Here is a 25,046-nt window from a genome sequence, read left to right on the forward strand (position 1 = left end):
GGCCGACAGAACGGTTGCGATGGCAGCCGTCAGCGTGGTCTTGCCATGGTCAACGTGACCGATCGTGCCCACGTTCACGTGCGGCTTGGTGCGGGTGAATTTACCTTTTGCCATTTTTCAATCCTTAGAAAGAGCAGTCCCGTGTATTGGTTTTATGTCTGCATCCGATTGCTGGTTCGCCCCGCACGGGAACAGGGCGGCACCGGATCGCAGACAAGTTGGGCGACGCCGTGCGGCGCCCGACATTCTTGAAAACTTACTTGGCGCGAGCGGCCACGATGGCTTCGGCAACGTTACGCGGAGCTTCAGCGTAGTGCTTGAACTCCATCGTGTAGGTGGCGCGACCTTGCGACATCGAACGCAGCGTGGTCGAGTAGCCGAACATTTCCGACAGCGGCACTTCGGCCTTGATGGCCTTGCCGCCACCCATCATGTCTTCCATGCCCTGCACCATGCCGCGGCGGGAGGACAAGTCGCCCATCACGTTGCCGGCATAGTCTTCAGGCGTTTCGACTTCCACGGCCATCATCGGCTCGAGGATCACCGGGCTGGCCTTGCGGCAGCCTTCCTTGAAACCGAAGATGGCGGCCATCTTGAACGCCATTTCGTTCGAGTCCACGTCGTGGTACGAGCCGAAGTGCAGGGTGACCTTGACGTCGACCACCGGGTAGCCGGCGAGCACGCCCTGGCCGAGCGCTTCGATCACGCCCTTTTCAACCGCGGGAATGTATTCGCGCGGCACCACGCCGCCCTTGATCGCATCGACGAACTCGAAGCCCTTGCCGGCTTCCTGCGGCTCGATCTTGAGCACGACGTGACCATACTGGCCCTTACCGCCCGACTGGCGCACGAACTTGCCTTCGGCTTCGTCCACGGTCTTGCGGATGGTTTCGCGGTATGCCACCTGCGGCTTGCCGACGTTGGCTTCCACGCCGAACTCGCGCTTCATGCGGTCCACGATGATTTCGAGGTGCAGCTCGCCCATGCCGGCGATGATGGTCTGACCCGATTCTTCGTCGGTCTTGACGCGGAACGACGGATCTTCCTGAGCGAGACGCTGCAGGGCGATGCCCATCTTTTCCTGGTCGACCTTGGTCTTCGGTTCGACGGCCTGCGAGATCACCGATTCCGGGAACACCATGCGCTCGAGCGTCAGGATGGCGGTCGGATCGCACAGCGTTTCGCCCGTGGTCACTTCCTTCAAGCCGATGCAGGCAGCGATGTCGCCGGCGCGGATTTCGCTCACTTCAACACGGTTGTTGGCGTGCATCTGCACGATCCGGCCGATGCGCTCCTTTTTGCCGCGAACCGGGTTGTAGACGCTGTCGCCCTTGCTCAGCACGCCCGAGTAGACGCGCACGAAGGTGAGCTGGCCCACGAACGGGTCGGTCATCAGTTTGAACGCGAGTGCCGAGAACTTTTCGCTGTCGTCCGCCTTGCGGGTAACAGGCGCCTCGTCTTCGTCCATGCCCTTGACCGGCGGAATGTCGGTCGGTGCCGGCATGTACTCGACAACGGCGTCGAGCATGGCCTGCACGCCCTTGTTCTTGAACGCGGAGCCGCACAGCATCGGCTGGATTTCGCCGGCGATGGTGCGTTGACGGATGCCGGCCTTGATCTCGGCTTCGGTCAGCGCCTCGCCTTCGAGGTACTTGTTCATCAGCTCTTCGCTCGATTCGGCAGCAGCCTCGACCAGCTTTTCGCGGTATTCGGCACAGACGTCGGCGAGGTCGGCCGGGATTTCGCCGTACTTGAAGGTCACGCCCTTGTCTTCGTCCCAGATGATCGACTTCATCTTGACGAGGTCGACGATGCCCTGGAAGCGGTCTTCGGCGCCGATCGGGATCTGGATCACGACCGGATTCGCCTTCAGGCGATCCACCATCATCTGGCGCACGCGCAGGAAGTCGGCGCCGGTGCGGTCCATCTTGTTGACGAACGCGAGACGCGGAACCTTGTACTTGTTGGCCTGGCGCCAGACGGTTTCGGACTGGGGCTGCACGCCGCCGACCGCGTCGTACACCATCACGGCACCGTCGAGCACGCGCATCGAGCGCTCGACTTCAATTGTGAAGTCCACGTGGCCGGGGGTGTCGATAATGTTGATGCGGTGCTCGTCGAAGGTGCCGCCCATGCCTTTCCAGAAGCAGGTGGTGGCGGCCGAGGTGATCGTGATGCCGCGCTCCTGCTCCTGCTCCATCCAGTCCATCGTGGCCGCACCATCGTGCACTTCACCGATCTTGTGGTTCACGCCGGTATAGAACAGGATGCGCTCGGTCGTCGTGGTTTTGCCAGCGTCGATGTGCGCCGAGATACCGATGTTGCGGTAGCGCTCGATGGGGGTATTGCGTGCCATGAGAAATTACTCCATTAACGGATGAAAGCCCGCTCACCACACGGTGAGTCGGGCTTCCAGCCTGTCTGATTTGAGGGGACGGGTTCTTAGAAGCGGAAGTGGCTGAAGGCCTTGTTGGCCTCGGCCATACGGTGCACTTCATCGCGCTTCTTCATGGCGCCGCCACGGCCTTCCGTGGCTTCCATGAGTTCGTTGGCCAGACGCAGGGCCATCGACTTTTCGCCGCGCTTGCGAGCGGCTTCCTTGATCCAGCGCATCGACAGCGCCAGGCGGCGCACCGGGCGCACTTCGACAGGCACCTGGTAGTTCGCACCACCGACGCGGCGCGACTTCACTTCGACCATCGGCTTCACATTGTTGATGGCCATGGTGAAAGCTTCGACCGGATCCTTGCCCGGGTTCTTCTTCTCGATCTGCTCGAGCGCGCCATAAATGATGCGCTCGGCAACCGCCTTTTTGCCGCCTTCCATGATCACGTTCATGAATTTGGACAGCTCGACATTGCCGAACTTCGGATCCGGCAGGATTTCACGTTTGGGGACTTCGCGACGACGTGGCATTTTTCTAACCTCTTTGCTTCAGTTGGCACCGTTTCCAGCACCGCGAGAGCCAACAAGAACTCTCACTTACTCGACCCAAAACCGGGTCACTTCGCTCGATGCGCCCGCCAAGGCACGCCGAACACCGTTGAAATACAGAAAGCCCTGAGCCTTCTTGGGGCACGAAGGCTGTTAGGCCTTTTTCGGCCGTTTTGCGCCGTACTTGGAACGCGACTGCTTGCGGTCTTTCACGCCTTGCAGGTCAAGCGAGCCGCGCACGATGTGGTAGCGGACACCGGGCAAGTCCTTGACACGACCGCCACGAACCAGCACCACGCTGTGTTCCTGCAGGTTGTGGCCTTCGCCGCCGATGTAGGAAATGACTTCGAAGCCGTTGGTCAGGCGCACTTTGGCAACCTTACGCAGCGCCGAGTTCGGCTTTTTCGGGGTCGTGGTGTAGACCCGGGTGCAGACACCGCGACGCTGCGGCGAGTTCTGCATGGCAGGGCTCTTCGAGTTGATCTTCTCGACCTCGCGACCCTGACGCACCAGTTGATTGATGGTTGGCATGAATGAATAAGTCCAGTAACACTCCGCCGGAGTTCCTCATCGTGACATGAGGAGGCAGGAGATGACGAAAACGTGAAACCCTTCGGAAATTTCCGAAAAGCCCACGAGTATAGCAGGCCGGCGCTACTTGATCCAGAGCCGTACGGCGTCCCAGGCCCGGCCGAGCACGCCGGCCTGTTCCACGGCTTCCAGCGCCACCAGCGGCACCTCGGTCACGGGCTGATCGCCCAGCGTGACCTTGAGCGAACCGACCGTCTGATTCTTGGCGAACGGCGCCACCAGCGGATCGGGCCGCGCGATCTGCGTCTTGATCTTGCTGGCCGAACCGGCCGGTACTGCCACCACGATCGGCTCGTTGCGGCCCAGCTTCACGGTGTTCTGCTTGCCCTTCCAGACCGCCGGGGTCGCGACCGCCTGGCCGCCATCGAACAGGCGCACCGCGTCGTACGCGGTATAGCCCCAGTTCAGCAGTTTTTGCGATTCGTTGGCGCGCGCGTTTTCGCTGGTCGCGCCGAGCACGATGGTCAGAAGGCGGCGGCCACCGGTCAGGTTCGGAAAGTCGCGCTTGGCCGTCACGATCATGCAGAAGCCGGCCGCGTCGGTGTGCCCCGTCTTCAGCCCGTCGACCGTCGGATCACGGAACAGCAGCAGGTTGCGGTTGGTGTCGTTGGTCGAAGGCGTGCCCGAGTAGCGGTATTTCTTGATCGCGTAGTACTTGGCCTCTTCCGGAAAGTCGCGCACCAGCCGGGTCGCCAGGATGCTGAGGTCGCGCGCGGTCGTGGTGTGCCCGGGCGCGGTCAGTCCTTCGGGGTTTTTGTAGCTGGTGTTCTTCATGCCCAGCGCCTTGGCCTGGTCGTTCATGAGTTCCACGAAGTGCTCGACCGTGCCGCCGACCCCCTCGGCCAGCGCCACGGTGGCGTCGTTGCCCGACTGCACGATGAGCCCCTTGATCAGATCTTCGACCGGCACCTGCATCTTCGGGTCGATGAACATGCGCGAGCCGGGCATCTTCCAGGCGCGCTGGGAAACCGGCATGGTCTGCGTCAGCGTGATCTTCTTGGCGCGCAACGCGTCGAAGACGATGTAGGCCGACATCAGCTTGGTCAGCGACGCCGGCTCGACCGGCATGTCGATGTCCTTCTGCGCAAGAATCTGGTTGGCCGTGACGTCGAGCAGCAGGTAGCTGCGCGCGGCGACTTCCGGCGGCATGGGCACCTGGGCCGCAACGACCATGCAGAACGGAAGGGCAGCAACGAGCAGCAGCGCACGCAGCGCTTTCGAGAAACGGGTCATGAAAACGTCGGGGGGAACAGGAGAAAACTAGCCCGCGCGCAGATGGCGGGCGACGAGATTTTTGAGCAGCGGCAATTGTCCGTGAAAGAAATGGCCGCCTCCGGGAACGACTGTGACAGGAAGTGACTGTGGCCGCGCCCAGTCCAGCACGGCCGCCAGCGCGACCGTATCGTCCTGCTCGCCATGCACCAGCAGCACGCGGTCGTGCACGGCCTCGGGCAGCGCCGGGGGCGGAATCCGCGCCACGCTGGCGCCGACCAGGGCGACGCGCTGCACCTCGCGCGTGTCCCAGAGCGACTGCAAGGCGTTGATGGCCACGAAGGCGCCGAAAGAAAAGCCGGCGATCGCCAGCGGCCCGTCGGGGGCCACCTGCTGCACGATCGCCAGCATGTCTTCGGCCTCGCCACGGCCTTCGTCATGTACCCCTTCGCTGGCGCCGACGCCGCGGAAGTTGAAACGCACCGCCGTCCAGCCCGCACCGATGAAGGCGCGCGCCAGCGTCTGCACCACCTTGTTGTCCATGGTGCCGCCGAACAACGGATGGGGATGTGAGATCACCGCCACGCCGCGCGGCGCCGTGCCGGCAGCCGGCCCATCGCGCAGCGCCTGGATGACGCCGGCTCCACCCTTGAGCTGAATTCTTTCGGTTTGCGCGTTCATCAGCGGCCCACGTCGGGTGGCAGCAGCAGCCGCTCGACCACCTTCCCGTTCTTCAGGTGCGAATCGACGATTTCATCGATGTCTTCGAGGTCGACGAAGCTGTACCAGACGGCCTCCGGGTACACCACCGCCACCGGTCCGCCCGCGCAGCGATCCAGGCAACCGGCCTTGTTGACGCGAACCTTGCCGGGCCCGGCCAGACCCGTCTGCTTGACCCGCGACTTGCAATGGTCGAAACCGGCCTGGGCGTCGTGCTGCGCACAGGACTCCTCGCCGTTCTTGCGCTCGTTCAGGCAGAAAAAAATGTGGCGGCCGTAGTAACCGGGCGAGACGGGAGGCGGAGAACTGGGCATCGAGCCATTCTAGGATTGGCGTGTACGGCGCGACAGCGCCACCAGCGCGTAGCCGAGCGTGGCAAAGGGCCAGAGCCAACCCAGCCACTGCGCCAACCCGTTGAAGCGGATGAAGCGGCCCTGCTCCCAGGTGGCCAGCGTCTGCGCGAAGTAGGCGCTTTCAGGCGCCTGGTTCAGCAGGCTCAGGTGCAACACCAGTGCCAGCAGCAGCAGCCCGCCGCAGAGCCGACGCGGTGCTCCCAGCAAGACAATGCCGAAACACCCCGCCGCGACGATCCCGATCTGCACGGGCAGGCTGAGCCACGACCAGGCGTGCGGCGGCCCATAGCTCAGCGCCGCCGAGAGCGCACTTGCCCCGATGCCGGCCAGCAGTGTCAACGGCAGCAGCATCGCGCGCCGCACCGCCGAACGCGTCACCATGAAGCCGAGCAGGCACGGCACCAGCGCACCCAGCATCACGCACAACAGTTCGACGCCCGGCACCAGCGGCTGCAGCTCGAATTGACGCAACGGCATCCAGTCGATGAAGGGCGTGTCGAGCAGCAGTTCGGCGATGGCGGTTTCAAGCCGCTCGAACACCTGGCCGAGCCCGAACGTGACGGCCGCCGGGAACAGCAGCGCGACGGGCCACAACGCCAGCAGCACCAGCGCGCCACGCGCGTCTTCGACGAACCAGTTAGAGCGCGTGCGGTTCCAGTGGGCGATGGCGCCCATGCGTTCGAGCCCCACCGCCAGCACGGCCCCGAGCAGGGTGCCGGCCGTGTTGAAGCCGAAGTCGACGTTCGACGGAATGCGCGCCGGCAGATAGCTCTGCAAGGTTTCCATCGCGAACGAGATCGCCGCGCCCGCCAGGGTCGCCCGCAACACGGCGCGCGCGCCGTTCGCGGCGGCCCGCGTTCGGAGCACCGTGAGCGCGGCCAGAAAGCCGAGCGGAACGTAGCCCGCGACATTGATGGCGAAGTCGAAACCGGTCCAGTATTTGGGCCACGGCGCCGCCAGGTAGGCCCAGGGCGCGATGCCCTGGTCGCGCCAGTCGGCAAACGGATAGAGGCTGGCGTAGAGAATCAGCGCCGCATAGGCGAGCGCCAGGGGCAGTGCAGTGGTCTTGTGCGCGGCCACCGTGGTCAGAAGGGCTTCACCACGACCAGGATCACGATGCCGAGCAACAGGAACACGGGCGCCTCGTTGAACCAGCGATACCAGCGGTGGCTGCGCCGGCTGGAGCCGGCCTCGAAGCGGCGCAGCAACGCGCCGCAGGCATGGTGATAACCGAGCGCCACCAGCACCAGGGCCAGCTTGGCATGCATCCACCCGTTGCCGGAGCCCCGTCCGATGCCGTAGCCCAGCCAGAGCCACAGGCCAAACGCCAGCGCAGGCACGGCCAGGAAGGTGGTGAAGCGCATCAGCTTGCGCGCCATCAGTAGCAGGCGGGCCCGCTCGGCGATCGATTCGGGCGGCACCATGGCCAGGTTCACGAAAATCCGGGGCAGATAGAAAAGCCCTGCAAACCAGCTTGCGACGAACACGATGTGCAGCGACTTGACCCAGAGCATGAAGGCAGTTTAGTGGCGCCGCCCTGACGGCAAGCGGACAAAAAAAAGCCCGACGTCAAAACGTCGGGCCAGGAAGCCCTTTTGCTGTCACACATCAAGGCACCCGCTCAGGGAGGAAAAGCGGGGGACGGCAAGCCGCCCAAGACAGAATTTAACAAAGCAACCCGGTGCTTTCAAGCTTTCGGTAACTTATTTTTGACATTTTCGCCGCCCACAAATAACCATAAAGTATTCATTAATGCGAGGCCGAAGAACGAACGGTCGTGCGGCGCAGAGCGGCCGCGCCGCAACAGTTCGGGCACAATTTTCCTCATGACCCTTCTCGCCCCCTTTCCCGCCGGCCGTCCGCGCCGCCTGCGCCGCGACGCGTTCACCCGCAATCTGGTGCGCGAGCATGCCCTTACCGCGCACGACCTGATCTATCCGGTGTTCGTGCAGGAGGGCCAGCAACGGCGCGATCCGGTTGTATCGATGCCCGGCGTCGAGCGGCTCAGCCTCGACCTGCTACTTCCGGTGGCCGAGCAGTGCGTGGCGCTCGGCATCCCGGTGATGGCGCTGTTCCCGGTGATCGATGCCAACCTGAAAACGCCGGACGGTGACGAGGCTTTCAATCCCGACGGCCTGATCCCGCGCGTGGTGGCTGCGCTCAAGTCGCGCTTCCCTGAACTCGGCGTGATGACCGACGTGGCGCTCGACCCCTACACCAGCCACGGCCAGGACGGCCTGCTCGACGAGACCGGGTACATCCTCAACGACCCGACGGTAGAAGTGCTGGTGAGACAGGCGCTCGTCCAGGCCGAAGCCGGCGTCGACATAGTCGCGCCGAGCGACATGATGGACGGGCGGATCGGCGCGATCCGCGACGCGCTCGAAGCCAACGGCGCCATCCACACGCGCATCATGGCCTACAGCGCCAAGTACGCGAGCGCCTTCTACGGCCCGTTCCGCGATGCGGTCGGCTCGGCCGCCAACCTCGGCAAGAGCAACAAGAAGGTCTACCAGATGGATCCCGGCAACAGCGACGAGGCGCTGCGCGAGGTGGCGATCGACATTGCCGAGGGCGCCGACATGGTGATGGTTAAGCCCGGCATGCCCTACCTCGACATCGTGCGCCGCGTGAAGGAAGAGTTCCGCGTGCCGACCTTCGCCTACCAGGTGAGCGGCGAGTACGCCATGCTGAAGGCCGCCGCGCAGAACGGCTGGCTCGACCATGATGCCGTGGTGCTTGAAAGCCTGCTCGCGTTCAAGCGCGCGGGCGCCGACGGCGTGCTCACCTACTTTGCGCTCGACGCCGCCCGCTTGTTGCAGAAACAATAACGCCCGATGCGCAGCTTCGAAATCGACAGCAGCCGGGTGATCGAGCACGATTCGCTCGCACCGCTGGCCCGGCCGGGCGTTTGCGGCAACGGCAGCTATCTCTGGATCTCGCTGACGCGCGAGGAATTCCGGGCCGAGCTCGGCAACGTACAGGAGATTCTCCAAACCTTGTGCGGCACCCGGCTGGTCGACCTGCATGTGGCCGATCTGCTGAACGACCAGTTGCCCTCGCAGTACGACTACACCTCGCTCTACGACGTGCTGGTGTTCCGACGGCTGGCGGCGGGTCCACAGGCCGCCGCGCCGGGCACGCCGCCTCCAGCGCGGGGCGGCCCGACGGTACTGCGCCGCATCGACACCCGCCCGGTCGGCTTTGCCGTGTTCGACCGCGTGCTGCTCTCGGTGCACCCCGAAGACGGAGCGCTGCGCGACGTCTATGCGGCCAAGCTGCTGGCCGCAGCCGCGCCGGGCAGCGGCATACCGGCGCTCGACGTGCGCGCCATCAGCGCGCGATTGCCAAGCGGCCCGGCGGATCTGATGCTGCGGCTGGTGAACCAGATCGTCGACAGCTACCTCGATCTGCGGCGCGAACTCACCCGGCAGCTGGACCACTGGCAGGCCGAGCTGATCGACCCGCGCAGCCGTTTCAACAACTGGAGCGCGCTGATGCAGGCGCGCCAGTCGCTGCACCACCTGGACGAAATCTGCGAAGACCAGCGCGCCGCGGTGCAGGACTGGATCGACGCGCTCGAAACCCTGCCGACGCCCGACGACGCGACGGAACGGCGCGAACGCGAGTTGGTCATGGTGCGCAGCCGCGACGTGCACGAACACATCGAGCGCGTGGTGCACCATGTGCGCCGGCTCGAGCAGAACGCCGAGACCGCGGTGCAGATGCACTTCAGCGTGCAGAGCCACCGCACCAACGACATCATGCGGGTGCTCACGGTGCTGACCGCGATCTTCCTGCCGCTGAACCTGATCGCCGGCATCTTCGGCATGAACTTCGAGTTCATTCCGCTGGTGCACAAGGCCGGCGGTTTCTGGATCGCCATGGGGTCGATGGTGGTCGTGGCGGTGACTCTGGTGTTGGTGTTCTGGCGCAAGCGCTACCTCGCGCGCACGGCGCGCTGAGCACACGCCCATGAAAAAGCCCGGGCTGCTTGCGCAGCCCGGGCCTCCGTTCGAGGCGGCCGGTGCTTACTTGGCCTGAACGCCGTCGCGCTGCGCCTGCAGACGCACTTCGGCGGGGTTCTTCATGGTCGAGATCACGCGGCTGTTGACGCGCGAGCCGCTCGTCACGTTCTGGTCGGGGGCACTCGCGGTTGCAACGGCCTGGGCACGCACGGCAGCCGGATCGGCCACCGAGGTGAACGGGTCGGCACCGCGCGAACCGCGGGTCACGTTCTGGTTCGGTGCCGAAGCGGCGCGAACGGCTTCCGCGTCGACGTCGGCGCGGCTGAGCGCCGAAACCGATTGATGAACGCCCTGGTAGGTTTCAGCATGGACGCCGGCAGCGGCGACAAATGCGAGGGCTGCGGCAGCGATGAGTTGCGAAGAGGTCTTCATGTCGGTTCCTTTGATGGCAGGTGGTATCGAGCAGGCTTGCTGGAATGCCTGCCTGTGCGACGGAGTTTCGAGCCGATTGCCCTCTCGGAAACGCACGAAAAGGAGACACCACGTTTCCTCCTTCGAAACAATGACCGTCCCGTGACGTGCACAAGAAAAAGCCGGGGCGACGCTTGCGCGCCGCCTCGGCTTTTGTCTGTGTCGCTGTCACGCGGCCGCCGAAGCGGCCGGATGAATTACAGCGCGGCCTGGCGCGTGAAGGACACGGTCGGCTTGCTGTAGGCCGCCGGCACCTGGTCACGGTAGAAAGCACGGCGATCCAGGCTCTGCAGCGGGTTGTGCGCAGCAGCGACTGCCTGTTCACGCACGACAGCGCGATCGACCGAAGCGGTCAGGGCCGGTGCCACGTTGGACGACACACCGTCGCCATACACGTTGCCGGCACGGGCAGCCACGGTGGCTTCGGCAGCGACATCGGCGCGAGCGAGGCCGCTGGTCAGCTGGTGCACGCCATCATAGGTTTCGGCTTGTGCGCCGGCGGCAGCCAGAATGGTGAAAGCGGCGGCGGCGATGATCTTCGAGGTGGTCTTCATTTCAGTTTCCTTTGAGCATTGAGTCAGTTGAATCGAACTGGTCTTGGGTGGGATTGCGTCTTCCTTGACGCTTTCCTCGCTCGGGGGCCTTGGTTCACTCGGGTTTGCTGGAGTGCTTGCCCGTGAGATGAATTTTGAACCGAGAACATAGGTAAAAACCCTTGAAAATCGAACCGCTGCGTTCACGCTATCGAAACAATCCAGGAGCCTATGGACAGCCTTGACCTCATCAAAACCTTCCACGAAGTAGCCGCACAGGGCAGTTTTTCGCAGGCAGCCAAGCGGCTCGACATGTCGAAAGCCACGGTGAGCAAGTACGTGGCCGAACTCGAGACGCGCTTCGGCGTGCGCCTGCTGAACCGCTCCACCCGATCAGTGAGCCTCACCGATGCCGGCGCCCTGCTGCTCGAGCGCAGCAAGCCGGTGATCGAGATGGTCGAGCACACGCAGGCCGAACTGCAGGATCACGCAAGCAAGCCGCGCGGCCGCCTGCGCATCTCGGCCTCGCACGGGATGGGCCAGGGGAACCTGCCGAACCTGCTGGCCCAGTACATGGGCTACTACCCCGACGTGCACATCAGCCTGCAGCTGACCAACCGCGTGGTGGATCTGGCCGAGGAAGGCATCGACGTCGCGCTGCGCTTCGGCCCGATCACCGACGCCAACCTGATCGTGCGACGCCTGCTGTTGATGGATCTGGTGGTGTGCGCCTCGCCGCGCTACTGGAAGAAGCACGGCAAGCCGACGCACCCCTCGGAACTCGCGCAGCACGACGCGCTGACCAACTTCAACCAGGGCCAGCATCCGGAGTGGACTTTCGAGGTCGACGGCAAGCCGTTCAAGGTGGACGTGAAGAGCCGCATGGACGCGACCGAAGGCTCCCCACTGATCGAGGTCGCGCTGCACGGCTTCGGCGTGCTGTACCTGCCCACGCTGCTGGTGCAGTCGCACCTCGACAAAGGCGAGCTCGAGCCGGTGCTGCAGGACTATGTGAGGGGTGACATGTGGTTGTCGGCCGCCTACCTGCAACGACGCCACAACAGCGCGGCGTTGCGCGCGCTGCTGGATTTTCTGGAAACCCGAATCAAGGGGCCTCCCGGCAAGGGCCCAAAGCCGAAATAGACCTGAGTCACTTCACGCCGAACAGCCCGGCCGCGTTGTCCCAGGCGATGCGCTGCGCCACGGCCGGCGGCAGGTCGCCGAGCCAGGCGCGGTAGCCCTGCATCAGTTCGTCGTACGAACTCCAGCGCTGGTTGACCCAGGTGTCAGAGCCCACGAGAAAGCGCTCCGGGAACTGCAGGATCAGTTCGCGCCACTCTGGGCACAGCTTGCCGTCGGCACAGGTCAGGCCGGGGCGGTAGGAGAGCTCGCCCATCAGCAGCGGATAGCGCTCGAGCAGTGCGCGCACGCGCGCCACCGGCGCGCCGCCGATACCGGTGTGCGCCCAGATCAGGCGCAGCGCCCGGCCTTTAGAAGGCGCGTTCGCCATCAGCAGATCGATCGCCACGTCGTCCACGTGCGCGAGCACCGCGAGCTGCTTCTGCTCTGCCAGCGCGATCAGCTTTTTAGCGACGGTGCCGTTGGCATTGGGGCTCTCGTACAGATGGAACTCGCCGATGCCGCGGTACGGCCCGCTCGCGGTGCCGCGCGCGAGTTCGGTCTGCACCATTTGGTAGATCGTCTCGTCGCGGAACCAGCTGGTGTAGTCGTCGCGATTGCGGTAAAGCCGCACGAAGGGCACCACCGTGACGCCGGCCTCTCGCGTCTCGCGGGCCGCGGCGAGAGTCTGCGTGCCGGCGTTGGGCCGCGAGTTGGCCACGATGGCTTTCACGCCGTTGCGCTGCATGCGTGCGAGCGCCTCGGTCGGCGGAAACGGGCCGGTGTTGCCGTCCCACGCCTCCTGGTTGTAGTGCAGGTGCGTGTCGAACAGCGGGCCGGCGTAGTCGGCGGCTTGTGCGGCCACGGCGCCTGCCATCAAGACGATCGCTGCCAGCGCCCTTCCTGCAGGCGCTGCATGCCGCAAAGGCTTGAAGGCCGGCACGCGCTCAGACCAGATCAGGCCAGATGCTGCGCAAAGAACGCGAGCGTGCGTTCTTTCGCGACCTTTGCCGCTTCCGCGTTGTACGAGCCGCGCTGGTCGCAATTGAAGCCGTGGCCGCATTCGTACACATGCACCTCGACCTCGGGGTGCGCGCTGCGGAAGTCGTCGATGGTGGGCAGCGGAATCCAGTGATCGTTGTTGCCGAAGTGGGCCAGCACCGGCACCTTAGGTTGCAGTGCGCTTTCTTCCGGCGTTGTCATGCCACCGCCATAGTACGGTGCCGCCGCCGCGAGGCCGGACACCGACGCCGCCGCGCGCCAGGTGAGCAGCCCGCCCCAGCAGTAGCCCACGATGCCGACCTTGCCGGCCTTGCCCGCGTAGTCGACCGCCGCCTGGATGTCCTGCAGCACGCCGGGCGCCGGCAGGGCTTCCACCGCGGTCTTGAGGCCGAAGCCGGCCTTCATGTCGTCATCGGTGTAGCCGAGTTCGACACCGGGCTTGACGCGGTGGAACGTCGCCGGCGCCACGGCGAGATAGCCTGCGGCCGCATAGCCGTCGGCCACTGCACGGATGTGCGAGTTGACGCCGAAGATTTCCTGCACCACGACGACGGCTCCCTTCGGCGTGCCGGCGGGTTCGGCAATGTAGGCCGGGAAGGTGAAGCCGTCTTTGGCGGTGAGGTCGATGGATTGGCCCATGGTCATGCTCCGTTGGTGGTGGGTAGTGGTGGTTGCAGGGCGCTTGCGACGAAGTCGAGCCGATCCTGCCCCCAGAAGATTTCGCCGTCGATCACATAGCTTGGTGCGCCGAACACGCCGGCCTCGATCGCCTCCTGCGTGTACAGCTCATAGCGCTCCTGCACCGCCTGGCTTTGCGACTGCTCGATGCGGCGCGCGGGCAACCCGCATTCAATCACCATCGCTTCCAGATGTTTCGGATCGGCGATGTTGCGCTGCTGCACCCACACCGCAGCAAACACGGCGCTGCAGAGTTTCATCGCGGCGTCGGTGCCGTCGTTGAGATCCACCGCAATGATCAGCCGCGCCGCATCGTCGCCCGACACCGGAAAGAACTTCGGCTGCGGAACCAGTGGCATGCCCAGGTGGCGCGAGTAGCGCGCCAGTTCGACCAGCCGGTAGGCCTGCCGCTGCGGCGCGCGCTTGCCGAGCGGCAGCCCGCCCGACACCGGGAACACGGCGCCGAAATCGACCGGCCGCACCCGAACCGTGGCACCGGCGGCTTCGGCCAGGGTGGCGAAGCGCGCGTGGCCCAGATACGTCCACGGGCTTTGCGGCGTGAAGTAGTAGTCGATGGTGCGGCTCAATCGGTCTCCTCGATGATGTAATCCGGCGTCGGGGGGTTTTAACTGACGCGCAGATTCTGTGCAGGAGGCGGGCTTTGAATCAGGTGCTCTTGATCACTGGCGGGAGCCGCGGCATCGGCGCTGCCACGGCGCGACTCGCGGCACGGCGCGGCTGGTTCGTGGCCGTCAACTACGCGAGCCAGGCGGCGGCGGCCGACGAGGTGGTGCAGGCCATCCGCGCCGAAGGCGGCCGCGCGATCGCGGTGCAGGCCGATGTGGGCGACGAGGCGCAGGTGCTTGCCATGTTCGACCAGGTCGATGCCGAGCTCGGCCCGCTGAGCGGCCTCGTCAACAACGCCGGCGTGGTCGACATGCAGGCGCGCGTCGACCAGATGACGGTGGCGCGGCTGGAACGCATGCTGCGCATCAACGTGATCGGCAGCTTCGTTTGCGCACGCGAAGCGGTTCAGCGCATGAGCACCCGGCACGGAGGCCGTGGCGGCGTGATCGTGAACCTCTCGAGCGCGGCCGCGCGGCTCGGTTCGCCGGGCCAGTATGTCGACTACGCGGCGAGCAAGGGCGCCATCGACAGCTTCACCATCGGCCTCGCGAAAGAAGTCGCCGACGAGGGCATTCGCGTCAACGCGGTGCGCCCGGGCCTGATCGAGACCGAAATCCATGCCTCCGGCGGCCTGCCCGACCGCGCCGCACAACTGGCGTCCACGGTGCCAATGAAGCGCACCGGCAGCGCGGACGAGGTTGCCAACGCCATCGTCTGGCTGTTGTCCGCGGAATCCAGCTACGCGACCGCGTCGTTCGTCGACGTCACCGGAGGGCGCTGACATGGCGACCCCGGCGATGGATCTGATCAAGCCGCTGATCACGCTGCTGGCGATCGTGAACCCGCTCGCGATCGTGCCTTTCTTCATCCACTACACACAGGGCTTCACCGAGGGCCAGCGGCGCCGCACCGTGATGGTGGCATCGTTCAGCGCTTTCGTCGTGATCGGTGTGAGTGCGCTGCTGGGCTTGCAGCTGCTCGGCTTCTTCGGCATCTCGATCGCGAGCTTCCAGGTCGGCGGCGGGTTGCTGTTGTTGATGAGTTCGCTCTCGATGCTCAATGCTAAGCCGGCCGAAAGCAAGACCACCAACGAAGAGATCCGCGCCACCGAGGTCAAGGCCTCGCTCGGCGCGTCGATTGCGGTGGTGCCGTTGACCATCCCGCTGCTGACCGGCCCGGCCACCATGTCGACCGTGGTGATCTATGCCGAGAAGACGCGGCACATCTGGGAGCTGCTGGTGCTGGTCGGCTACGGCGCGGTGATCGCGCTGGCCACGGCCGCCGCCTTCTCGCTGGCCGAGCCGATCGCGCGCGTGCTCGGCAAGACCGGCATCAACGTGATGACCCGGCTGATGGGCCTGATCCTCGCTGCGCTGGCCGTGGAAGTGATGGCCGACGGGCTCGGCAAGCTGTTTCCGATCCTGAACCGCGTCGCCTGAACCTCAGAGCCGCGCCAGCGCTTCGCGCACATCGGCGGGCGAGTGCACCTGCACCGCCTGCAGGCCGCAGGCAATGGCACCGGTCACGTTCTCGGCCAGGTCGTCGAAGAACAGGATGGCCGATGGCGCGACACCGATCGCTTCGGCGATGTGGGCGAACGCGGCGGCTTCCGGCTTGCGCAGACCGATCTCCGACGAGACGAACACCCGGTCGAAGGTAGTGGCGATGCGCGGGTAGGCCACCGTCCAGGCGCGCTGGTGCTCGGCGTTGGTGTTGCTGAAGGCATAGCAGGGCCAGTGCTTGCGCGCCTGCTGGATCGCATCCAGCGTTTCGGTGATCTCGGCGCGGAAGATCGCGTTCCAGCCGTGCGCGATCTGTTCGTCGCTGGCGCTGAGCCGCAGGGTGCGGCGCAGGCTGTCGAAATAGTCGGCGGCGGCGATCTCACCGCGCTCGTGCCGGCGGTAGGGCTCGTCGAAGCCGAAGCGCTGGCGCAGTTCGTCCAGCGGCAGCGCCGAATGCAGCGCCCAGTGCTGCAGTGCATGCTCGAAATCGAACTCGAACACCACGCCCCCGAGGTCGAACAACAGGGCTTCAACCGGCTGCTTTTGGGGCATCTGCATTCGGGGCAAGTTCGAGTTCGACGAGGCGCGGCGTGACCGTGCCGCCATCGACGACGAGTTCGCCCACCGAAATCGGCAGGCTGAAGCGGCGCGGCCCGGCGCTGCCGGGGTTGATGTAGAGCACGCCGTCGCGCCGGTCGATGCGCGGCTTGTGCGAGTGACCGGTGACGACCACCTGCACACCGGCGGCCGCGGCGTCGATGTCGAGCTCGGCGATGTCGTGCAGCGCATAGAGGAACACGCCGCCGACCTGAACCATGTCGGTTTCGGGCACGGCGTCGGCCCAAGGCTCACGATCGTTGTTGCCGCGCACGACGGTGAGCGGCGCGATGGCGGACAGCTGTTCGAGAATCTGTGGCCCGCCGATGTCGCCGCCGTGCACGATGTGGTCGCAGCCCTGCAGAAACGTCAGTGCCTCCGGCCGCAGCAGGCCGTGCGTGTCGGAGATCAGGCCGATGCGCGTCACGTCACTTGAGACCGTCGGCCCATTGCACCAGCTCGATGACCGCCGCATCGGTGGCCGCGGTGAGCGCCTTCACGCCGCCGGCCGCGTCGGCGCTCGGGGCGGGACGCGTGATGACGACCAGGCGCTGGCCCAGCACGCGCTCCCCGCCCGGGCTGCCGCGAACCAGCGTGGCGCGCACGCGCACCAGGCCGACGCTGCTGGCGGGGGACTCGAAGTAGTGGCTGAACTCTTCGAGCGAGATGCGCAACAGGTCGGTGGTGCGGCCCTCGGTGCGCGACAGGTTGGCCGCCTCGAGCGTGCCGAGCACGGTGCGGCGTTGCGCCAGCCCATCGCGCAGGCGCTGCCGCAGCAGTTGCGTGGGCGGCAGCGTCCAGCGCGAGCCCGCGTACGGACGCAGTTCGTTGGCGTCGGCGTAGCCGAGACGGTAGTGCAGCTGCGTGCCTTCGAGCCGCGAGGCGCTGGTGTCGAGGTCGGCCAGCGTGATCGGCGGCAGCGCGGCGGTGGCGGTGGCGGTGGCGGCGGTGACGGTCAGCGGCCCCGGGCCGAAGTCGTAGAGCACGGTGCGGCCGGGCTTGTCGGGCAACGCGCCGCAGCCGGCCAGGCCCAGCAGGCCCAGAATTCCCAGGCAAAAAAGGCCCGCAGCGCCCGTCCTGCCTGCGCGAGTAGTTATTGTTTTGATAGCAAATGCGGTCATGTGCGTGCTTTCTCAGGGACGGGCCGGCGGTGCGACGAAGCCCGGCTCGCCCGGCCCCGGCAGCGGCGTGCCGGTGCCGTAGAGCACCGACTGCGGGTTGTCGGCGATGGCATCGGCCACGCGGCCGACGCGGCGTGCGGCCAGCGAGGTGTCGTCGGCCGCACGGTTGAAGCGCGGCAACGTGGTGGTGTTGAGCGATTCCAGCGTCTGCTGCAATGCGGAGGTACCGTTGCCGAGCCGGTCCATGGTGCCGCCCTCGGCGTTCAGGCGCGTGAGCGTGCCGTTGACCGAATTGGCCACGCGCGAGAAGTCGGCCGCGGTGGTGCGGAAGGTGGCGATCGACTCGCGCGCCGTGTTGGCCAGCGGCGGGATGGCCGCCAGCGCCGGATCGATGCGGGTCTTGAGCGTGGTGTCGAACGAGCGTGTTACCTGGTTGGCCGTGGCAGCCACCTGCGCGATGTTTTCCAGCGCATCGGCAATGCGCTTTTGGTTCTCGTCGCCGAGCAGTTTGTTGGCGCGCTTCGTCACCTCTTCGATCTGGGTGATGATGGCTTCGCCGCGATCCTGCAGCTGGGCCAGCACCGAGGGCTTGAGCGGAATGCGCGGCGGGTTGTCGTTGTCGGGCACCAGCGTCGGGCTGCCGTCGGCCTTGTCATCGATCGCGATGAAGGCCAGGCCGGTCACCCCCTGGTAGCTCAGCGTGGCGTAGCTCGAGGTGGTGAGCGGCACGCGCTCGTCGACCGTGATGCGCACGCGCACGTTGCCCTTCACCTTGGGGTCGAAGTCGATCGAGGCCACCTTGCCGACCGCGATGCCGCGGTAGCGCACCGTGGCCTGCGGCTGCAGCCCGCTGACCGCGTCGCGCGTGGACAGCTCGTAGATGTTGCGCACCGTGTTGTCGCGCGTGAGCCATACCACCAGCGCGACGAGCGCGGCGAGCAGGCCGAGCACGAAGGCGCCGGCGGCGAGGGCGTGGCTTTTGTTTTCCATGGGTCTACCTCTTCTCGTGCAGGGCTTCCATGGCACGCTGGCCACGGCCGCCGAGGAAATATTCGTGGATGAACGGATGCGGATAGGCGATCACGTCGCGCGCGCTGCCCGCAACAATCACCCTCTGGTCTGCCAGCACGGCGATGCGGGTGCTCAGGTCGAACAGGGTGTCGAGGTCGTGCGTCACCATCACCACCGTGAGCCCGAGCTCGCGGTGCAGCCCGCTCAGCAGGTCGCAGAAGCCGTCGGCGCTTTCGGGGTCGAGCCCGGCGGTGGGCTCGTCGAGCAGCAGCAACGGCGGATCCATGATGAGCGCGCGTGCCAGCGCCACGCGCTTGATCATGCCGCCCGACAGATCCGACGGGCTCTTGGTGGCATGCCGCGGTTCCAGCCCGACCATCTGCAGCTTGACCAACGCGGCATCGCGGATCAGGTCGTCAGGCAGCAGCTTCAGTTCGCGCAGCGGAAACGCGATGTTGTCGAGCACGCTGAACGCCGAGAACAGCGCGCCGTGCTGGAACAGCATGCCGACATCGGCCGCGGCCATCGTGCTGGAGTGGCCGGGCGGCTGCCCGAGCACCGTGACCTCGCCCTTGGTGGGGTGTTCGAGCCCGAGGATCTGGCGCAGCAGCACCGTCTTGCCGGTGCCGGAGCCGCCCACCAGCGAGAGCACCTCGCCGCGCCGGATCGTGAGGTCGAGGTCGCGGTGCACCACCTGGTCACCATCGGGCGAGGTGAACACGGTCCACAGCTTGCGGATCTCGACCACGTTCTCGACGGCGTCGGTCATGCGAGTACCTTCGTGCTGCGCACTGCGGTGCGAGCTTGCTTGGGGCGGCCCGGCGCGGCGCTCATGCGCGGAACCCAATGCCCTTGAACAACACGGCAAACAGCGCGTCGACCAGGATCACCACCGTGATCGAGGTGACCACCGACGAGGTGGTGCCGCGCCCGAGGCTCTCGGTGTTGGGCTTGACCTTCATGCCGAAGTAGCAGCCGATCAGCGCGATCAGGACACCGAACACGGCCGACTTCGACATGGCGAGCCAGAGGTTCGACATCGGCACGGCGCGCGGCAAAGCCGACATGAAGTACGCGGGCGAAATACCGAGCGCCAGGTCGGCCGCGATCATCCCGCCGAACAGCGCGGCCGCCGAGGTCCAGAGGCTGATCAGCGGCATCGCGATGGCCAACGCCAGCACGCGCGGCATCACGAGCCTGAAGCCGTGCGGAATGCCCATCACGCGCATCGCGTCGAGCTCTTCGGTCACGCGCATCACGCCGATCTGCGCCGTGATGGCCGAGCCGGAGCGCCCGGCGATCAGCACCGCCGCCAGCACCGGTCCCAGCTCGCGGATCAGCGACAGGCCAAGGATGTTGACGATGAAGGTCTCGGCGCCGTACTGCCGCAGCTGTTGCGAGGTGAGGTAGGCCAGCACCACGCCGATCAGCAGTCCGACCAGCGCGGTGATCGGCAGTGCGGTGGCGCCGAACTGGTAGAGCTGGCCCGAAAAATCGCGCCAAGGCCCTCGGTGCGGCGCGCGGATCAGCTTGCCGATGTCGAGCACCAGCTGGCCAATAAGGCGCAGGAAATCCCTCGCCACGAACATGATGCGCGGGCCGGTGTGCGCAAAGGTCTTGAAGCGATCGGCCAGCGACGGGGGCGCCTCGTCGGGCGCACGGCAGGTGTACTGCGCCACCTGGTCGAGCACGGCCTTGTGCTGCGGATCCATCTCGAGCTGCGCCGGCCAGGCCTGGCCCCAGTGGTTCCAGAGCACCTGCGCGCCGATATGGTCGAGTTGGTCGATCGGACGCAGATCCCAACCCGTCGCGGGCTGCGCAGATGCCGACGCCAGGCTCTTCGACAGCGCCTGCCAGGCGCCGGCCCGGGACAATGCCAGCGCCGTCCAGCGACCGCTTGCCACCACGGCGCTGCCCGCATGCTCGATGCGCGGCGAAGCGTCAGGCGCGGGGTTGGGCGCGGCGGCGGACATGGGTGCGATCGGTCCTGGAGGCGGCTCGTGTGTGGAAGCGGACTTCATCGTAACCGCAGGGGTCGCGCACGCGGCGTAGGAACGTGGCCCACGCTGAACCCCGGCGCCAGCACGTCACGCAGCCACGCCACGAACGCGGCAACCGCGCGCGGCACATGGGTGGCGTAGGGCCGGATCGCATAGAGCTGTTCGCCAAAAGCGCCGACCGGCTGCCATTGCGGCAGCACCTCCACCAGCTTGCCCGCCTGCAGCGCCGCCTGCGCGCTGAAATCCGGCATCAACGCGATGCCCAGGCCCGTGATGGCGGCGTCGCGCAAAGCCTCGCTGTTGTTGGCCGCGAGCGGCCCGGACACCGGCACGGTGATGCGCGGTGCCGTCGGCGTGCGCCCGGGCGCACGCGCCTCGAAATGCCAGGCCGGCGTGTCCTGCGCGCGCGGGTAGTGCAGGCAGTCATGGCCGGCCAGCGCCTCCGGCCCGTCGGGCATGCCGCGGCGGCGCAGGTAGGCGCGACTGGCGACCAGCACCGAGCGCGTTTGGCAGAGCGTCCAGGCCACGTGCGTGTCGGGCGGCGCGGCAGTGTGCCGGATCGCGAGGTCAAAGCCTTCCATCGCGAGCGAGCGGAGCCGGTCCGACAGGTCGAGTTCGAGCCGCACCTCGGGCTGGGCGCGCAGGAACTCCGCCAGCCGCGGCACCAGCTGCTGGCGCGCGAACGCGACCGGCGCGGTCACGCGCACCAGCCCGCGCGGCACGCCCGCGAGGTCACGCACGCCGGCAAAGCCCCGGGCAATCTGCTCGAAGGGCTCGCGCATGTCCTCCACCAGCCGCTGGCCGGCCTCGGTCAGCCGAACGCTGCGCGTGGTGCGCTGCACCAGCGGCACACCGGCCGCACGCTCGAGTTCGGCGATGCGCTGGCTCATGGCCGCCTTGCTGACGCCCAGGCGCTGCGCCGCCGCCGTGAAACTGCCTTGCTGGGCCAGGACCGTGAGCCAGTGCAGATGAACCCAGAGCGCTTCGATCTTTTGGTGTTCCATGCATGCATTGTTCACTATGGCGAACAATCAATTCAGCGGCAGCCGCTTGGCGGGCCCGTCGACGCTGCCTAAACTGCGCGCACCCCTGCCACCACCCGACACCCGCCATGCAACTCACCAAGACATCCATCGACCACTTCATCAACGGCAAGATGGTCGCCAACACCTCGGGCCGCGGCCAGGACGTGACCAACCCGGCTACCGGCTCAGTCACCGGCTACGCGGGCCTCGCCAGTGCGGCCGAAGTGGGTGCCGCGGTGGCGGCCGCGCAAGCCGCATTCCCGGCCTGGGCCGATACGCCGCCGATCCGCCGCGCACGCGTGCTGTTCAAGTTTCTCGAACTGCTCAACCGGCACAAGGACGAGCTGGCGCACCTGATCACCGCCGAGCACGGCAAGGTGTTCACCGATGCGCAGGGCGAAGTCAGCCGCGGCATCGACATCGTCGAGTTCGCCTGCGGCATTCCGCAATTGCTCAAGGGCGACTTCACCGACCAGGTCAGCACCGGCATCGACAACTGGACGCTGCGCCAGCCGCTCGGCGTGGTGGCCGGCATCACGCCGTTCAACTTTCCGGTGATGGTGCCGATGTGGATGTTCCCGGTGGCGATCGCGGCCGGCAACACCTTCGTGCTGAAGCCGAGCCCGACCGATCCGAGCGCCTCGCTGCGCATGGCCGAACTGCTGAAGGAAGCCGGCCTGCCCGACGGCGTGTTCAACGTGGTGCAGGGCGACAAGGTCGCGGTCGATGCGCTGCTCGAGCACCCGGACGTGAAGGCGGTGAGCTTCGTCGGCTCGACGCCGATCGCCAACTACATCTACGAAACCGGCGCACGCCACGGCAAGCGCGTGCAGGCCCTGGGCGGCGCCAAGAACCACATGGTGGTGATGCCCGACGCCGACGTCGACCAGGCGGTCGATGCGCTGATCGGGGCCGGCTATGGTTCGGCCGGGGAGCGCTGCATGGCGATCTCGGTGGCGGTGCTGGTGGGCGACGTGGCCGACAAGCTGCTGCCCAAGCTGGTCGAGCGCACCCGGACGCTGAAGGTGCTCGACGGCGAGAACCTCGCGGCCGAAATGGGCCCGATCGTCACCAAGGCCGCCCACGAGCGCATCACCGGCTACATCGCGTTGGGCGAGCAGGAAGGCGCGACGCTGCTGGTCGACGGCCGCGGCTTCGATGCCGGGGCGGCGGGCAACGGCTGCGACAACGGCTTCTGGATGGGCGGCACGCTGTTCGACCATGTCACGCCCGAGATGCGCATCTACAAGGAAGAGATCTTCGGCCCGGTGCTCGGCTGCGTGCGCGTGCACGATCTGAAGGAAGCGGTCGACCTGGTCAACGCGCACGAGTTCGGCAACGGCGTCTCGTGCTTCACGCGCGACGGCAATGTGGCGCGCGAGTTCTCGCGCCGCATCCAGGTCGGCATGGTCGGCATCAACGTGCCGATCCCGGTGCCGATGGCGTGGCACGGCTTCGGTGGATGGAAGCGCTCACTGTTCGGCGACATGCATGCGTATGGTGAAGAAGGCGTGCGCTTCTACACCAAGCAGAAATCGATCATGCAGCGCTGGCCCGAGAGCATCGGCAAGGGTGCGGAGTTCGTGATGCCTACGGCGAAGTAACTCGACCGCCTTCTATAAAAAACGCCGCGGGCCTTTGGAGGCTCGAGGCGTTTTTCTTTGTTGACTGCTGTTCGGGGTGGGCTCGAGGGCGACGGATAGCCCCTTCCGCGAATGTCCCCCGGGCTTCGCCCTCCTCCTTTATTTCGCTGCAGGGGCTACCCATCACCCTCGGCCTCGACGCGCCGTGTCGTTCCGCGCGATCAACCACCGCCGCCACCAGGCCCAGGCCGGTGCGGTGTACTGCGCAGCGAAATAAAGGACGAGGCCGCAGGCCGGGGGACATTCGCGGAGCAGTGCACCGCGCCGGCATGAGCCCAGCGCGCGATGTCTCATCGTGTTCAAGCGCCAGCCACATGCACACCCGGTCGCTGCCCCGCGTTCCACTTGCCCCCAATGGCCCGTTCGATCTGCGCCGCCAATTGCAGCAGCAGCCCGTCGTTGGCCTGACGCGCTTGCGCCTGGATGCCCAGCGGTAAACCGTTCTCCTGCGCAGCCAGCGGCAACGAGATGCCCGGCATGCCGCACAGGTTGGCGAGCGGGGTGTACGCGAAGTTCTTCCACAGGTTGCCGAACCAGTCGTAGACGGACGGGTTGTCGCTGACCGTGAGGTACTCGGTGGTGCCGACCTTGGGCGTAGGCAGCGCGGTCACCGGCGTGAGGATGATGTCCCAGTCCTCGAAGAAGTTGCCGAAGGCGCGCGAGGTGGCGTTGAACACCGCCTGCATCTTCGAGCGCTCGGTGTACGACGTGTTCAGGCCGGCTTCCCAGATCTTGATGTTGATCGGCTCCAGCAGCTCGGCCGGCGGCCGCTCGTGGCCCAGGCGCGCGATCTGGCCCGCGATGACCTGCGCGAAGTTGCTGATGTAGCAGGTGGTCTGCGCCGCGAATGCAGTCTGGAAGTCGACCTTCGGCAACGCCCATTCGACGTGATGGCCCAGGCCCTCGAGGAAGCGGCCGGCACGCTCGAGCTCGGCCACGAAATGCGGCACGGCGCGCAAGTCGCCCCACTCGTGCGACAGCGCGATGCGCAGGCGGCCGGGGTCGCGCTGGATGAGTTCGCTGTACGGCTCGGCCGGCGACCAGAACGGCATGAACTCGCCGGGCGCGCCGCCGCGGCACTGGTCGACGAAGGCCGCCGTGTCGCGCACCGTGCGGCTGTGGCAGCCCTGGATCGACACCAGGCCCGACAGATCCGACAGGCCGGGCGCCAGCGAGAACACGCCGCGCGACACCTTCAGGCCGATGTTGCCGTTGGCGCCGGCCGGAATGCGGATGGAGCCACCGCCGTCGGTGGCGTGCGACATCGGCAGCACGCCCGCGGCCACGATGGCGCCCGTACCGGCCGAGGAGCCGTAAGTGGTGTATGCCGTGTCCCACGGGTTGCGCGTGACGTAGAGGGTGTTCTCTGCCGAGCTGCACACGCCGAACTCGGGCGTGGTGGTGCGGCCCATGATGTTCAGGCCCGCCTGGCGGATCTTGGAGGTGAGGAAGCTGTCTTCGGCCGGGCGGTGGCCCTGCATCAGCAGCGAGCCGAATTCCTGCAGGCGGCCCTTGAGCGTAGGGCCGAGATCCTTCATCAGGTAGGGCACGCCGGCGAAGGCGCCGCCGGTGTTCGTGCCGTTGCGCACCGGGTCGGTCACGGCGTCATCGAACACCTCGACCACCGCTTCGAGCGGGCCGTTGACCTTGTCGATGGCCGCCTTCGCCTGCGCGGCCAGCTCGGCCGGGCTCACGTCGCCCTTGCGCACCCGTTCGGCCAGTGCCACCGCATCGTGATCAGCCCATTCGGACCAGCTCATTGCCATCGTCATCTCTGTTTCCGTTTCTCTTCGGTTGTCAAATCAGTTGTCCATTTCGCTGCGCGCCACCCGCATCGCACGAAACCGGCGCGGCCAGAGGCCAGGGATACCGCGGAACCGGCTTCGCCGGGCCGCCGGTGTCGCCCCCTTGAGGGGGAAGCGCCGCAGGCGCTTCGGGG

The 25,046-nt window shown here is 66.3% G+C and carries 29 protein-coding genes; 6 read left to right on the forward strand and 23 right to left on the reverse strand.

The window, feature by feature from the left end:
- The 10 genes from ACSFA8_RS05265 to ACSFA8_RS05310 all read right to left on the reverse strand — a co-directional run.
- Window positions 1-114 (reverse strand): GTP-binding protein (locus ACSFA8_RS05265; protein WP_296316415.1); only part of this gene is annotated, 114 nt, incomplete at its 3' end.
- A 142-nt stretch (window positions 115-256) separates the two neighbouring features.
- Window positions 257-2,356, reverse strand: coding sequence for an elongation factor G (fusA, locus tag ACSFA8_RS05270; RefSeq protein WP_435478468.1), 2,100 nt, complete (start codon window positions 2,354-2,356; stop codon window positions 257-259).
- Between the two features lie 86 nt (window positions 2,357-2,442).
- On the reverse strand, window positions 2,443-2,916 hold the full coding sequence (rpsG, locus tag ACSFA8_RS05275; protein ID WP_114968651.1) for a 30S ribosomal protein S7: 474 nt from the start codon (window positions 2,914-2,916) through the stop codon (window positions 2,443-2,445).
- Between the two features lie 171 nt (window positions 2,917-3,087).
- A complete protein-coding gene (gene rpsL / locus ACSFA8_RS05280) occupies window positions 3,088-3,465 on the reverse strand; it encodes a 30S ribosomal protein S12 (RefSeq protein WP_174328402.1) in 378 nt (125 codons plus the stop codon).
- A 123-nt stretch (window positions 3,466-3,588) separates the two neighbouring features.
- On the reverse strand, window positions 3,589-4,758 hold the full coding sequence (locus ACSFA8_RS05285) for a D-alanyl-D-alanine carboxypeptidase family protein (RefSeq protein ID WP_435478469.1): 1,170 nt from the start codon (window positions 4,756-4,758) through the stop codon (window positions 3,589-3,591).
- A gap of 27 nt (window positions 4,759-4,785) precedes the next feature.
- On the reverse strand, window positions 4,786-5,418 hold the full coding sequence (locus tag ACSFA8_RS05290; protein ID WP_435478470.1) for an alpha/beta hydrolase: 633 nt from the start codon (window positions 5,416-5,418) through the stop codon (window positions 4,786-4,788).
- The gene (locus ACSFA8_RS05295; protein WP_435478471.1) at window positions 5,418-5,771 is read right to left on the reverse strand and encodes a (2Fe-2S) ferredoxin domain-containing protein; all 354 of its coding nucleotides are present in this window, start codon (window positions 5,769-5,771) and stop codon (window positions 5,418-5,420) included. Before ACSFA8_RS05295 ends, ACSFA8_RS05290 begins: the two co-directional genes overlap by 1 nt.
- A 9-nt stretch (window positions 5,772-5,780) precedes the next feature.
- Window positions 5,781-6,890 carry a VanZ family protein gene (locus tag ACSFA8_RS05300; protein WP_435478472.1) on the reverse strand — a complete coding sequence of 370 codons (1,110 nt, stop codon included), beginning with the start codon at window positions 6,888-6,890 and terminating at the stop codon, window positions 5,781-5,783.
- A gap of 5 nt (window positions 6,891-6,895) precedes the next feature.
- Window positions 6,896-7,324, reverse strand: a complete 429-nt coding sequence (locus ACSFA8_RS05305) for a CopD family protein (RefSeq protein ID WP_435478473.1) — start codon at window positions 7,322-7,324, stop codon at window positions 6,896-6,898.
- A 173-nt stretch (window positions 7,325-7,497) separates the two neighbouring features.
- Complete coding sequence (locus tag ACSFA8_RS05310; RefSeq protein ID WP_435478474.1) at window positions 7,498-7,638, reverse strand: hypothetical protein; 141 nt, start codon at window positions 7,636-7,638, stop codon at window positions 7,498-7,500.
- Between ACSFA8_RS05310 and hemB the strand changes: the two genes are divergently transcribed.
- Both hemB and ACSFA8_RS05320 read left to right on the forward strand, forming a co-directional pair.
- The gene (gene hemB / locus ACSFA8_RS05315) at window positions 7,637-8,641 is read left to right on the forward strand and encodes a porphobilinogen synthase (RefSeq protein ID WP_435478475.1); all 1,005 of its coding nucleotides are present in this window, start codon (window positions 7,637-7,639) and stop codon (window positions 8,639-8,641) included. The two genes, ACSFA8_RS05310 and hemB, sit on opposite strands and share 2 nt — an antisense overlap.
- 6 nt (window positions 8,642-8,647) lie before the next feature.
- Window positions 8,648-9,775 carry a magnesium transporter CorA family protein gene (locus ACSFA8_RS05320; protein ID WP_435478476.1) on the forward strand — a complete coding sequence of 376 codons (1,128 nt, stop codon included), beginning with the start codon at window positions 8,648-8,650 and terminating at the stop codon, window positions 9,773-9,775.
- Window positions 9,776-9,841: 66 nt separating this feature from the next.
- On the opposite strand, the gene ACSFA8_RS05325 is transcribed toward ACSFA8_RS05320, so the two are convergent.
- Together ACSFA8_RS05325 and ACSFA8_RS05330 are read right to left on the reverse strand one after the other, a co-directional pair.
- A complete protein-coding gene (locus tag ACSFA8_RS05325; RefSeq protein ID WP_435478477.1) occupies window positions 9,842-10,210 on the reverse strand; it encodes a DUF4148 domain-containing protein in 369 nt (122 codons plus the stop codon).
- 236 nt (window positions 10,211-10,446) lie between these two features.
- Window positions 10,447-10,803 carry an alpha/beta hydrolase gene (locus tag ACSFA8_RS05330; protein WP_435478478.1) on the reverse strand — a complete coding sequence of 119 codons (357 nt, stop codon included), beginning with the start codon at window positions 10,801-10,803 and terminating at the stop codon, window positions 10,447-10,449.
- Between the two features lie 210 nt (window positions 10,804-11,013).
- On the opposite strand from ACSFA8_RS05330, the gene ACSFA8_RS05335 reads away from it, so the two are divergent.
- On the forward strand, window positions 11,014-11,925 hold the full coding sequence (locus ACSFA8_RS05335) for a LysR family transcriptional regulator (protein WP_435478479.1): 912 nt from the start codon (window positions 11,014-11,016) through the stop codon (window positions 11,923-11,925).
- A gap of 7 nt (window positions 11,926-11,932) precedes the next feature.
- On the opposite strand, the gene ACSFA8_RS05340 is transcribed toward ACSFA8_RS05335, so the two are convergent.
- From ACSFA8_RS05340 to ACSFA8_RS05350, 3 genes are all read right to left on the reverse strand, one after another.
- Window positions 11,933-12,778 (reverse strand): amidohydrolase family protein, encoded by an 846-nt coding sequence (locus ACSFA8_RS05340; RefSeq protein WP_435478480.1) that lies wholly within the window; start codon window positions 12,776-12,778, stop codon window positions 11,933-11,935.
- 80 nt (window positions 12,779-12,858) lie between these two features.
- Window positions 12,859-13,542: a dienelactone hydrolase family protein gene (locus tag ACSFA8_RS05345; protein WP_435478481.1), complete on the reverse strand. Its 684-nt coding sequence runs from the start codon at window positions 13,540-13,542 to the stop codon at window positions 12,859-12,861.
- Between the two features lie 2 nt (window positions 13,543-13,544).
- A complete protein-coding gene (locus ACSFA8_RS05350; protein WP_435478482.1) occupies window positions 13,545-14,168 on the reverse strand; it encodes a 2-hydroxychromene-2-carboxylate isomerase in 624 nt (207 codons plus the stop codon).
- A 74-nt stretch (window positions 14,169-14,242) separates the two neighbouring features.
- Between ACSFA8_RS05350 and ACSFA8_RS05355 the strand changes: the two genes are divergently transcribed.
- Together ACSFA8_RS05355 and ACSFA8_RS05360 are read left to right on the forward strand one after the other, a co-directional pair.
- The gene (locus ACSFA8_RS05355; protein ID WP_435478483.1) at window positions 14,243-14,989 is read left to right on the forward strand and encodes an SDR family oxidoreductase; all 747 of its coding nucleotides are present in this window, start codon (window positions 14,243-14,245) and stop codon (window positions 14,987-14,989) included.
- A gap of 16 nt (window positions 14,990-15,005) precedes the next feature.
- The gene (locus ACSFA8_RS05360; protein ID WP_286541487.1) at window positions 15,006-15,647 is read left to right on the forward strand and encodes a MarC family protein; all 642 of its coding nucleotides are present in this window, start codon (window positions 15,006-15,008) and stop codon (window positions 15,645-15,647) included.
- A gap of 3 nt (window positions 15,648-15,650) precedes the next feature.
- Here the strand turns inward: ACSFA8_RS05360 and ACSFA8_RS05365 are convergent, their stop codons facing one another.
- The 7 genes from ACSFA8_RS05365 to ACSFA8_RS05395 all read right to left on the reverse strand — a co-directional run bounded on the left by ACSFA8_RS05365 (window position 15,651) and on the right by ACSFA8_RS05395 (window position 21,443).
- The gene (locus ACSFA8_RS05365; RefSeq protein ID WP_435478484.1) at window positions 15,651-16,268 is read right to left on the reverse strand and encodes an HAD family hydrolase; all 618 of its coding nucleotides are present in this window, start codon (window positions 16,266-16,268) and stop codon (window positions 15,651-15,653) included.
- A complete protein-coding gene (locus ACSFA8_RS05370; protein ID WP_435478485.1) occupies window positions 16,240-16,734 on the reverse strand; it encodes a metallophosphoesterase family protein in 495 nt (164 codons plus the stop codon). Before ACSFA8_RS05370 ends, ACSFA8_RS05365 begins: the two co-directional genes overlap by 29 nt.
- A 1-nt stretch (window position 16,735) precedes the next feature.
- Complete coding sequence (locus tag ACSFA8_RS05375; RefSeq protein WP_435478486.1) at window positions 16,736-17,428, reverse strand: ABC-type transport auxiliary lipoprotein family protein; 693 nt, start codon at window positions 17,426-17,428, stop codon at window positions 16,736-16,738.
- Between the two features lie 12 nt (window positions 17,429-17,440).
- Window positions 17,441-18,418: an MlaD family protein gene (locus ACSFA8_RS05380; protein WP_435478487.1), complete on the reverse strand. Its 978-nt coding sequence runs from the start codon at window positions 18,416-18,418 to the stop codon at window positions 17,441-17,443.
- 4 nt (window positions 18,419-18,422) lie between these two features.
- Entirely contained in the window at window positions 18,423-19,208 is a 786-nt protein-coding gene (locus ACSFA8_RS05385; RefSeq protein WP_435478488.1) for an ABC transporter ATP-binding protein, read from the reverse strand.
- Window positions 19,209-19,269: 61 nt separating this feature from the next.
- Window positions 19,270-20,412, reverse strand: a complete 1,143-nt coding sequence (locus tag ACSFA8_RS05390; protein WP_435478489.1) for an MlaE family ABC transporter permease — start codon at window positions 20,410-20,412, stop codon at window positions 19,270-19,272.
- Between the two features lie 44 nt (window positions 20,413-20,456).
- A complete protein-coding gene (locus ACSFA8_RS05395) occupies window positions 20,457-21,443 on the reverse strand; it encodes a LysR family transcriptional regulator (RefSeq protein WP_435478490.1) in 987 nt (328 codons plus the stop codon).
- A gap of 107 nt (window positions 21,444-21,550) precedes the next feature.
- Between ACSFA8_RS05395 and ACSFA8_RS05400 the strand changes: the two genes are divergently transcribed.
- The gene (locus tag ACSFA8_RS05400) at window positions 21,551-23,068 is read left to right on the forward strand and encodes a CoA-acylating methylmalonate-semialdehyde dehydrogenase (protein WP_435478491.1); all 1,518 of its coding nucleotides are present in this window, start codon (window positions 21,551-21,553) and stop codon (window positions 23,066-23,068) included.
- 338 nt (window positions 23,069-23,406) lie between these two features.
- Here ACSFA8_RS05400 and ACSFA8_RS05405 read toward each other — a convergent pair whose 3' ends face one another.
- Entirely contained in the window at window positions 23,407-24,879 is a 1,473-nt protein-coding gene (locus tag ACSFA8_RS05405; RefSeq protein ID WP_435478492.1) for an amidase, read from the reverse strand.
- Between the last annotated feature and the right edge of the window lie 167 nt (window positions 24,880-25,046).

This window comes from Variovorax nitratireducens, assembly GCF_051216545.1.
Lineage (GTDB): Bacteria > Pseudomonadota > Gammaproteobacteria > Burkholderiales > Burkholderiaceae_C > Variovorax.

What these genes read in the sequence shown, in the direction of transcription:
- ACSFA8_RS05320 (WP_435478476.1), top strand. Translation starts at nt 8,648, where the DNA reads ATGCGCAGCTTCGAAATCGACAGCAGCCGGGTGATCGAGCACGATTCG.
- ACSFA8_RS05295 (WP_435478471.1), bottom strand. Translation starts at nt 5,771, where the DNA reads ATGCCCAGTTCTCCGCCTCCCGTCTCGCCCGGTTACTACGGCCGCCAC.
- ACSFA8_RS05375 (WP_435478486.1), bottom strand. Translation starts at nt 17,428, where the DNA reads ATGACCGCATTTGCTATCAAAACAATAACTACTCGCGCAGGCAGGACG.
- ACSFA8_RS05345 (WP_435478481.1), bottom strand. Translation starts at nt 13,542, where the DNA reads ATGGGCCAATCCATCGACCTCACCGCCAAAGACGGCTTCACCTTCCCG.
- rpsG (WP_114968651.1), bottom strand. Translation starts at nt 2,916, where the DNA reads ATGCCACGTCGTCGCGAAGTCCCCAAACGTGAAATCCTGCCGGATCCG.
- ACSFA8_RS05340 (WP_435478480.1), bottom strand. Translation starts at nt 12,778, where the DNA reads ATGGCAGGCGCCGTGGCCGCACAAGCCGCCGACTACGCCGGCCCGCTG.
- hemB (WP_435478475.1), top strand. Translation starts at nt 7,637, where the DNA reads ATGACCCTTCTCGCCCCCTTTCCCGCCGGCCGTCCGCGCCGCCTGCGC.
- ACSFA8_RS05380 (WP_435478487.1), bottom strand. Translation starts at nt 18,418, where the DNA reads ATGGAAAACAAAAGCCACGCCCTCGCCGCCGGCGCCTTCGTGCTCGGC.
- ACSFA8_RS05385 (WP_435478488.1), bottom strand. Translation starts at nt 19,208, where the DNA reads ATGACCGACGCCGTCGAGAACGTGGTCGAGATCCGCAAGCTGTGGACC.
- ACSFA8_RS05335 (WP_435478479.1), top strand. Translation starts at nt 11,014, where the DNA reads ATGGACAGCCTTGACCTCATCAAAACCTTCCACGAAGTAGCCGCACAG.
- ACSFA8_RS05310 (WP_435478474.1), bottom strand. Translation starts at nt 7,638, where the DNA reads ATGAGGAAAATTGTGCCCGAACTGTTGCGGCGCGGCCGCTCTGCGCCG.
- ACSFA8_RS05330 (WP_435478478.1), bottom strand. Translation starts at nt 10,803, where the DNA reads ATGAAGACCACCTCGAAGATCATCGCCGCCGCCGCTTTCACCATTCTG.
- ACSFA8_RS05395 (WP_435478490.1), bottom strand. Translation starts at nt 21,443, where the DNA reads ATGGAACACCAAAAGATCGAAGCGCTCTGGGTTCATCTGCACTGGCTC.
- fusA (WP_435478468.1), bottom strand. Translation starts at nt 2,356, where the DNA reads ATGGCACGCAATACCCCCATCGAGCGCTACCGCAACATCGGTATCTCG.
- ACSFA8_RS05305 (WP_435478473.1), bottom strand. Translation starts at nt 7,324, where the DNA reads ATGCTCTGGGTCAAGTCGCTGCACATCGTGTTCGTCGCAAGCTGGTTT.
- ACSFA8_RS05405 (WP_435478492.1), bottom strand. Translation starts at nt 24,879, where the DNA reads ATGACGATGGCAATGAGCTGGTCCGAATGGGCTGATCACGATGCGGTG.
- ACSFA8_RS05365 (WP_435478484.1), bottom strand. Translation starts at nt 16,268, where the DNA reads ATGCAGATGCCCCAAAAGCAGCCGGTTGAAGCCCTGTTGTTCGACCTC.
- ACSFA8_RS05325 (WP_435478477.1), bottom strand. Translation starts at nt 10,210, where the DNA reads ATGAAGACCTCTTCGCAACTCATCGCTGCCGCAGCCCTCGCATTTGTC.
- ACSFA8_RS05390 (WP_435478489.1), bottom strand. Translation starts at nt 20,412, where the DNA reads ATGTCCGCCGCCGCGCCCAACCCCGCGCCTGACGCTTCGCCGCGCATC.
- ACSFA8_RS05285 (WP_435478469.1), bottom strand. Translation starts at nt 4,758, where the DNA reads ATGACCCGTTTCTCGAAAGCGCTGCGTGCGCTGCTGCTCGTTGCTGCC.
- ACSFA8_RS05360 (WP_286541487.1), top strand. Translation starts at nt 15,006, where the DNA reads ATGGATCTGATCAAGCCGCTGATCACGCTGCTGGCGATCGTGAACCCG.
- ACSFA8_RS05290 (WP_435478470.1), bottom strand. Translation starts at nt 5,418, where the DNA reads ATGAACGCGCAAACCGAAAGAATTCAGCTCAAGGGTGGAGCCGGCGTC.
- ACSFA8_RS05400 (WP_435478491.1), top strand. Translation starts at nt 21,551, where the DNA reads ATGCAACTCACCAAGACATCCATCGACCACTTCATCAACGGCAAGATG.
- rpsL (WP_174328402.1), bottom strand. Translation starts at nt 3,465, where the DNA reads ATGCCAACCATCAATCAACTGGTGCGTCAGGGTCGCGAGGTCGAGAAG.